This is a genomic window from Pseudoalteromonas denitrificans DSM 6059 (genome assembly GCF_900112265.1).
GTDB classification, from domain to species: domain Bacteria; phylum Pseudomonadota; class Gammaproteobacteria; order Enterobacterales; family Alteromonadaceae; genus Pseudoalteromonas; species Pseudoalteromonas denitrificans.
Window position 1 is genome coordinate 38839 of sequence record NZ_FOLO01000046.1, and the last position, 7510, is coordinate 46348.

A 7510-nucleotide genomic window follows, 5' to 3' on the forward strand; every position below is an offset into this window, starting at 1 on the left:
GACACTTTATATTTTTGTAAAAGGCTCAAAATCATGGCTTTAACACATCTTCAGCAACTCGAAGCTGAAAGTATCCAAATTTTCCGAGAGGTAGCTGCTGAGTTTGAAAATCCAGTCATGCTTTACTCTATCGGTAAAGATTCATCTGTTTTATTGCATTTAGCACGTAAAGCATTTTATCCGGGTAAAATTCCATTCCCTCTACTTCATGTTGATACCAACTGGAAGTTTAAAGAAATGATTGAATTTCGCGACAAAATAGCCAAAGAGTACGACTTCGATTTATTGGTACATAAAAACCCAGATGGTTTAGAGATGGGCATTAGCCCTTTTGCACATGGTTCAAGTAAGCATACTGATATCATGAAAACCCAAGGCTTAAAACAAGCTTTAACTAAATACGGTTTTGATGCCGCATTTGGTGGTGCACGCCGTGATGAAGAAAAATCTCGCGCTAAAGAACGTGTTTATTCATTCCGTGATAAAAACCATCGCTGGGATCCTAAAAATCAACGTCCTGAGTTATGGAATAACTACAACGGCCAAATCAATCAAGGCGAAAGCATTCGTGTTTTCCCTTTATCTAACTGGACTGAGCTTGATATTTGGCAATATATTCATCAAGAAAATATAGATATTGTCTCTTTATATCTATCACAAGAGCGCCCTGTTGTTGAAAGAGATGGTATGTTAGTCATGGTTGATGATGAACGTATGCCTCTTGAAGAAGGTGAAGTACCGCAAATGAAGTCTATTCGTTTCAGAACATTAGGCTGTTACCCATTAACGGGTGCAGTTGAATCTGATGCAGACACTTTACCAGGTATTATTGAAGAGATGTTGTTATGTACTTCATCAGAACGTGAAGGCCGTGCAATTGATAAAGATTCAGCTGGCTCAATGGAAAAGAAAAAACGTGAGGGGTATTTTTAAATGACTGATTTAATGTCAGCAACAGTGAATGAAGTAAAAGAATTAGGTATTGATACCTACCTTGAGACTCATCAAAATAAAAGCCTGTTACGTATGCTTACATGTGGTAGCGTAGATGATGGTAAGTCAACCTTAATTGGTCGCTTATTACATGATAGCCATCAAATTTATGAGGATCAGTTAGCTGCACTTCATTCAGATAATGAAAAAGTAGGTAATGCTGGCGAAGAGCTTGATTTAGCTTTATTAGTTGATGGCTTACAAGCTGAGCGTGAGCAAGGCATCACAATTGATGTAGCTTACCGTTATTTTTCAACTAAAAAACGTAAATTTATCATCGCTGATACGCCTGGCCATGAGCAATATACACGTAACATGGTGACTGGCGCCTCTACAAGTGATGTGGCGATTATTTTAGTTGATGCCCGCTACGGTGTTCAAGTACAAACTAAGCGCCATAGCTTTATATGCGACTCTTTAGGTATAAAACAATTTGTTGTTGCTATCAATAAAATGGATATTGTTGATTTTGATGAAACGGTTTATAACAAAATCAAAGCTGATTACATTAAATTTGCAGAGCAATTAAATATTGATGAAGCAGATATTAAGTTTATCCCTATTTCAGCCCTTAAAGGTGATAACGTTGTAAATGCATCAACTAAAACGCCTTATTACACTGATAAGCCATTATTAGAGTTATTAGAAGATTCTCCAGCGGCAGGTGCAAATACTGACTTTGAAGCTCGCTTCCCTGTGCAATATGTTATTCGCCCTAATTTAAATTTTAGAGGCTTTCAGGGTACTTTAACTTCTGGTGAGATTAAAGTGGGTGATGCAGTAAAAGCATTACCATCGGGTAAAGTATCTAGCATCAAAGAAATCGTCACTTTTACAGGTAACTTAGATCAAGCAGAAGCTGGTCAAGCAGTAACACTGACACTGAACGATGAAATTGATATTAGTCGCGGTGATGTCATTGTATCTGCTAACTCAACAGCTACTGTAAGCAATAAACTGCAAGCTAAAATTGTTTGGATGCACGATGAACCTTTAATATTAGGCAAAGAATATAATATTAAAGTTGCGAGCAAAAAGACCACTGTTAGAGTGACTAAAATCGATCATACAATTGATGTTAATACACTTAAGCAAGGTCAAGCTGACAGCTTACAATTAAATGAAATTGCAATTGTGACTTTAGATTTATCAGAAGAAGTCTTAGCTGATATCTATAGCAATAATAAAGAAACAGGTTCATTTATTTTAATTGATAGACTATCAAATCTAACAATTGCTGCGGGTATGGTAGAGCAAGTTCTCAATACTGAAAAAAGTGAAACTAATTTCAGTGAATTTGAACTTGAATTCAATACTTTAGTACGAAAGCACTTTCCCCATTGGCAAGCACTAGATATAACAAAGCTATAAACGTAATATAAAACTAAGCCCTATATATTAATTAGGGCTTAACTGATAACTTTAAAAGGTAAAAAATGGATTATTCGCAGTTAACATTAACCGGAATTATGGTTATTTTAGTGCTTTGTTTATTTGGCACTAAGGTTAAACCAGCATGGTTATTTGCTTCTGCAATTGGCACAAGTTATTTGGCAGGCATAATTAATCTAGAAAATATGCTAATAAACTTTGCAAATCCATCTCTTATAACACTCATTTTACTTGTGCTAATAAGCATCGGCATAGAAAAAACATCCTTGGTTCGAAAATTATCCAACTCACTAGCGAAAGGAACATTATCACAATCGGTAACCAAATTAGGCTTATCAACTGCTTTTTTATCATCCTTTACTAACAATACAGCTGTCGTTGCAACACTCATTTCAGCAGTTAAAGAAAACCCAACACACGCACCCTCTAAGTTATTATTACCCTTATCGTACACGGCAATTTTAGGTGGCACTTTAACCTTAATAGGTACTTCAACAAATTTAATTATCAATGGTTTTGCTGTTGATGCAGGTATGAAACCATTAGGTTTTTTTGATTTTACTTTAGTTGGCATTGGCGTTTTGAGTTCGGGTTTAATCGCCATTTTATTAATGCTTAAGCTTCTACCTGACAACGGTAAGAATGAAGAAGAGGTTCTCCCTTTCTATTTAGAAGGAAAGATAACTCCCGGCTCTAAGCTCATTGGTAAAAGTATTGAAGAAAATGGACTTAGAGAGTTAAAGGATCTATTTTTAGCCGAAATTCTACGTGACAGTAAACGCCTTAGCGCAATTACACCGCAACAAATTTTAAAAGAAAATGACGTTTTAATGTTTGTTGGTGACATAAAATCCGTACCTTTATTGTCTCAATTTGACGGTTTAAAAGTTGTTCATGATAAAAATGAAATGAATGTTGAACATTTAGTTGAAGTTGTTGTAAGTCATGGTGCTTCCATTATTGGAAAAACATTAAAAGAAGCGAAATTCCGAGAGCAATTCAGTGCTGCTGTTATTGCCGTTCGTCGTGGTCATGATAGGCTACAAGGCGGTTTGGGAAAAATTCAATTGCAAGCTGGTGATGCTTTAATATTAGCGCCAACACCTATGTTTTATGAAAGTAAGAACTTAAAACGAGAATTTGTTTATATTTCAGGCTTGGATTTAAAAACTTATTTAAATGATAAGAAATCTCATAGTGTCTTTGGCAGCTTTCTAGCGATATTAGCGCTGGGAATTACTGGGGTTGTACCATTAGTTAAAGGTTTAATGGTTTTATTAATCGCTTATTTATTAACAAGTATCATTAAGCCTAATGAAATTAAACGCAGATTTCCTGTTGAATTGTTAGTTATTGTAGGTAGTGCAATAGGCCTCGCTAAACTTATGATAAGTACTGGTTTAGCACAAGAAGTATCCAATGTACTATTAATTGTTCTGGGTGATTGGGGAGCATATGGTGCCTTTATAGCCATATTTATTTTAACTTTACTATGCACAGAGCTCATTACTAATAATGCAGCTGCTGCTTTAGCTTTCCCAATCGCATATTCGTTAGCTTTAGGCTTTGATGTAAGCCCGCTGCCTTACATCATGGCAGTCGCTTTTGGTGCTTCAGCCAGTTTTATTTCACCTTATGGTTATCAAACAAACTTGATGGTATATAGTGCAGGGAATTATAAATTAAAAGATTATATCGTTATGGGACTCCCGCTTTCGATCGTTTATTCAATCACCGCGATTATTTTAATCCCTTTGGTTTTTCCATTTTAAACAAAGAGTTTCAAATGAAAGATGAAAATGTAATTTGGCATCAACACGCCATATCTAAGCAAGACAGAGCACAACAAAAAAAACATAAACCTTGCATCCTTTGGTTCACAGGATTATCAGGTTCAGGAAAAAGCACAGTTGCAGGCGCATTAGAATATGTTCTAAATGAACAGGGTGTACATACATACTTATTAGATGGCGACAATGTACGTCATGGCTTATGCAAAGATTTAAGCTTTACTGATGAAGACCGACAGGAAAACATTCGTCGAGTGGGTGAAGTAGCCAAACTCATGGTTGATGCAGGGCTTGTTGTTTTAAGTGCGTTTATATCTCCTTTTTCAGCCGAACGCCAACTAGTACGTGAGCTTGTAGGAGATAGTGAGTTTATAGAGGTGTTTTTAGATACCCCAATTGATGTATGTGAAACCCGAGACCCCAAAGGCTTGTATCAAAAAGCCCGCGCGGGTGAAATTAAGAATTTTACTGGTATCGATTCTGACTATGAAAAACCTACATCAGCTGAAATCACATTAAATACAAGTGAGAACTCAATTCAACAATCTGTTGAACAGCTTATTACTCATTTGAAAGCTAATGGAGTGATTTCATAATGAGTCAATCAAACATGTTAGAAGCATTATTAGAAATAGCCAGAGATGCAGGTAGAGCAGCCATGGCGATTTATAACAAAGACTTTAATATTGAATATAAAGATGACAAAAGCCCAGTAACAGATGCTGATTTAGCAGCGCATAAAGTTATTGTTGCTGGCTTAAAGTCATTAAGCCCTGCTACACCAATATTAAGTGAGGAAAGCGCTGATATTAGTTGGGAGGAGCGTCAGAAATGGAATGAATACTGGTTAGTCGACCCTATAGATGGCACTAAAGAGTTTATCAAAAAGAATGGTGAGTTTACGGTCAACATTGCACTTATTCGTGATGGCAAACCCGTATTAGCTGTAGTCGATGCGCCTGCGTTAGGCTTCTCTTATTTAGCTGAAGAAAATATTGGCTCATTTAAAGATGATGGCAAATCAAGAACACAGCTCAAGGTTGAACTAAAGCAAGCGAAAGGAGTAATTCGTGTAGTTGGCAGTCGCTCTCATCCATCACCAGAGCTTGCAGAATATGTTAAACAATTTGATGCTGTAGAAATGGTATCAAAAGGTAGTTCATTAAAACTATGCTTAGTGGCTGAGGGTTCAGCAGATATATATCCAAGATTGGGCCTTACTAGTGAGTGGGATACTGGCGCTGGCCATGCTATCGCTGAAATAGCTGGCGCAACAATTACACAACTTGATGGTAGTCCACTTCTTTATAATACAAAAGAATCTTACTTAAACCCTTTCTTTATAGTTTCATCTCTAAAAGGTTAATCATCTATACCTATAAATAGCGCATTAATTTGCGCTATTCAATCCCCTACTTTTTATCCATATAAACAATCGAAAATTCACAATTTAAAGCAGGTAAGCTATGTTTGTTCATTTTAGGTTTAAATACTTCCCCCGGCCTTAGCCCTAGATGCGTTTGCATGGTTTCATTAGACTGTTGATAGTATTGCGGTTCGACCAATTTTCCCGTTAAGATCAGTTCTCCCCCTACATAACGCCAAAACCCCGACACTTTATGCAGTTTATCGTCTGTATAGGGTCGATTCTCGTACTCCAAAACAAACTTCCCTGACTTGTTCAATTGTAAAGTTGCATCTGCGGTTATACAATTTTGTGTCGTCAAGTAAGGCGGCAAGTCTTCCTTATCTAATCGGTTGGGATTCTTCAAATACACCCCTATATTATTATCAGAATAATAATGGTTACCTTGCTTAAAACGATAATGTTCTGCATTTGATAGTTCGAATCCATTTAATATGGATTGAACTTTATTAATTAATTCTTGATCTGAAAAACCAATATTTGTTGCAAGAGCGACATCAGTAAATTCTTGCGGGATATTAACTTGGGAGTCATACACAGTTAATCCCTGCTGCTTAAATGCTTGTTTAAAGCTTGATAGCTGCTTTTGTGAATAACCTTGATTGATAATATATATTTTAGGAGTGTGGCACCCAGATAATAAAACCAAAAGAATCATTAAGAGCCCTTTCATGAAAGCGCCTATATAATTTAAAACTACAAATTACACCCGTAATCAAGTTAAAACAAGTTAAAACAAGTTAAAACAAGTTATTTTATAAGCTAAATAATTTAGTTCACGTTATAATTAACTTGTATGTCGTTAAATTCCAGAATGAGATAAACCAAAATGTCAGATAATTCACTTGAAATCGTAGCTGAAGTTGAACTGCAAGAAGAACCTATAGAGCTATGTAATTTATTACAAATACTTGATTTAGTTGAAAGTGGAGGTCAAGCAAAAACGATGATCAGTGAAGGTTATGTTGGCTTAAATGATGAAGTTTGCACTCAAAAACGTCGAAAAGTATTTGGTGGTGATATCCTTAATTTTGGTGGCAACTTATATCAAATATCACTTGCAGAAGATGGCATGAGTTTAGACTCTCTTCCTTCGGACAATGCAGAGACTACTGAGCCTGAAACAGTTGAAGAAACTAAGCTTTCAAAAAATGCAAAATCAAAATTACGTAAAAAGAAGAATAAAGCAAAAAATACTTCAGCCCCTACTGGTCACCGCTCAAAATTAAACCCCAATCAAGGTAAATCAGAAACAACGGGTCGTAAGCCAATTTCTTTTGGATAGAGGCTTACTGCTTATTTAACCATTTACCCATAGCTGTCGCATAGGCAGCTTCATTGGCAGACTTTTCACCAGGACAAGGTACAACTCCAGACGGCATTCCCATTTTAGACATCTCAGAGCTTACCTTTTCTATATAGCATTTACCATTTTGCTTAAAAATAGCACGACCTGTATCTTGAACTAAAACTTCAGAGGTTTCTTTGTTTTGATAAGTTTTTGATACTGTAACTCTACCTATAAAAGACTTTCCAGATACAACATTTTTTGATTCAACAAAACGGTTATACACGGCTAGCGCATTTTAATCCCAGATTCTAGCAGGGTTGAGCGATAATCATCGTCTAGCCCTGCCATTTTCTTTTTCCTCGCCATACTAGCTGACTTGGTTGTATCTTGTTTGAATAGTGCCATAGCTATCTTTCGCATTACATTAAATACAAGCGGACCTTGCTTTTTACGTATTCTCGATTCATCTTCTCTAAAGGTCATATCTAGCATCCAATGCATACTTTCAACTTGCCAGTGGCTACGTACCGCATTGAGTGCTTGCTCTGCATTTTGGTCTAATGAACTAATATACCAGCGTGTTTCTGTCGTATCTGTGCCTGCCAATTTATCGTGAAC

9 protein-coding genes are annotated in these 7510 nt (G+C 36.4%); 6 read left to right on the plus strand and 3 right to left on the minus strand.

All coding sequences use genetic code 11. The features are described 5' to 3' along the window. Positions 1–33 precede the first annotated feature (33 nt). From cysD to cysQ, 5 genes are all read left to right on the plus strand, one after another. Positions 34–933, plus strand: coding sequence for a sulfate adenylyltransferase subunit CysD (gene cysD, locus BM088_RS20360; RefSeq protein ID WP_091989093.1), 900 nt, complete (start codon positions 34–36; stop codon positions 931–933). Continuing rightward, positions 934–2364 carry a sulfate adenylyltransferase subunit CysN gene (gene cysN, locus BM088_RS20365; RefSeq protein ID WP_091989096.1) on the plus strand — a complete coding sequence of 477 codons (1431 nt, stop codon included), beginning with the start codon at positions 934–936 and terminating at the stop codon, positions 2362–2364. It begins immediately after the preceding gene. A gap of 65 nt (positions 2365–2429) precedes the next feature. Continuing rightward, positions 2430–4157 (plus strand): SLC13 family permease, encoded by a 1728-nt coding sequence (locus tag BM088_RS20370; protein ID WP_091989099.1) that lies wholly within the window; start codon positions 2430–2432, stop codon positions 4155–4157. Between the two features lie 14 nt (positions 4158–4171). Beyond that, positions 4172–4771, plus strand: a complete 600-nt coding sequence (gene cysC / locus BM088_RS20375; protein ID WP_091989102.1) for an adenylyl-sulfate kinase — start codon at positions 4172–4174, stop codon at positions 4769–4771. Next, positions 4771–5541, plus strand: a complete 771-nt coding sequence (gene cysQ / locus BM088_RS20380) for a 3'(2'),5'-bisphosphate nucleotidase CysQ (protein ID WP_091989104.1) — start codon at positions 4771–4773, stop codon at positions 5539–5541. The genes cysC and cysQ overlap by 1 nt, the downstream gene beginning before the upstream one ends. 46 nt (positions 5542–5587) lie before the next feature. Here cysQ and BM088_RS20385 read toward each other — a convergent pair whose 3' ends face one another. Then, a complete protein-coding gene (locus BM088_RS20385; protein WP_091989107.1) occupies positions 5588–6274 on the minus strand; it encodes a hypothetical protein in 687 nt (228 codons plus the stop codon). Positions 6275–6430: 156 nt separating this feature from the next. On the opposite strand from BM088_RS20385, the gene BM088_RS20390 reads away from it, so the two are divergent. Beyond that, a complete protein-coding gene (locus tag BM088_RS20390) occupies positions 6431–6886 on the plus strand; it encodes an RNA-binding S4 domain-containing protein (protein ID WP_091989110.1) in 456 nt (151 codons plus the stop codon). Between the two features lie 4 nt (positions 6887–6890). On the opposite strand, the gene BM088_RS20395 is transcribed toward BM088_RS20390, so the two are convergent. Together BM088_RS20395 and BM088_RS20400 are read right to left on the minus strand one after the other, a co-directional pair. After that, entirely contained in the window at positions 6891–7175 is a 285-nt protein-coding gene (locus BM088_RS20395; protein WP_091989114.1) for a hypothetical protein, read from the minus strand. A 2-nt stretch (positions 7176–7177) separates the two neighbouring features. Then, positions 7178–7510: ISAs1 family transposase (locus BM088_RS20400; RefSeq protein WP_143085057.1), on the minus strand; the 333-nt coding region annotated here is incomplete at its 5' end.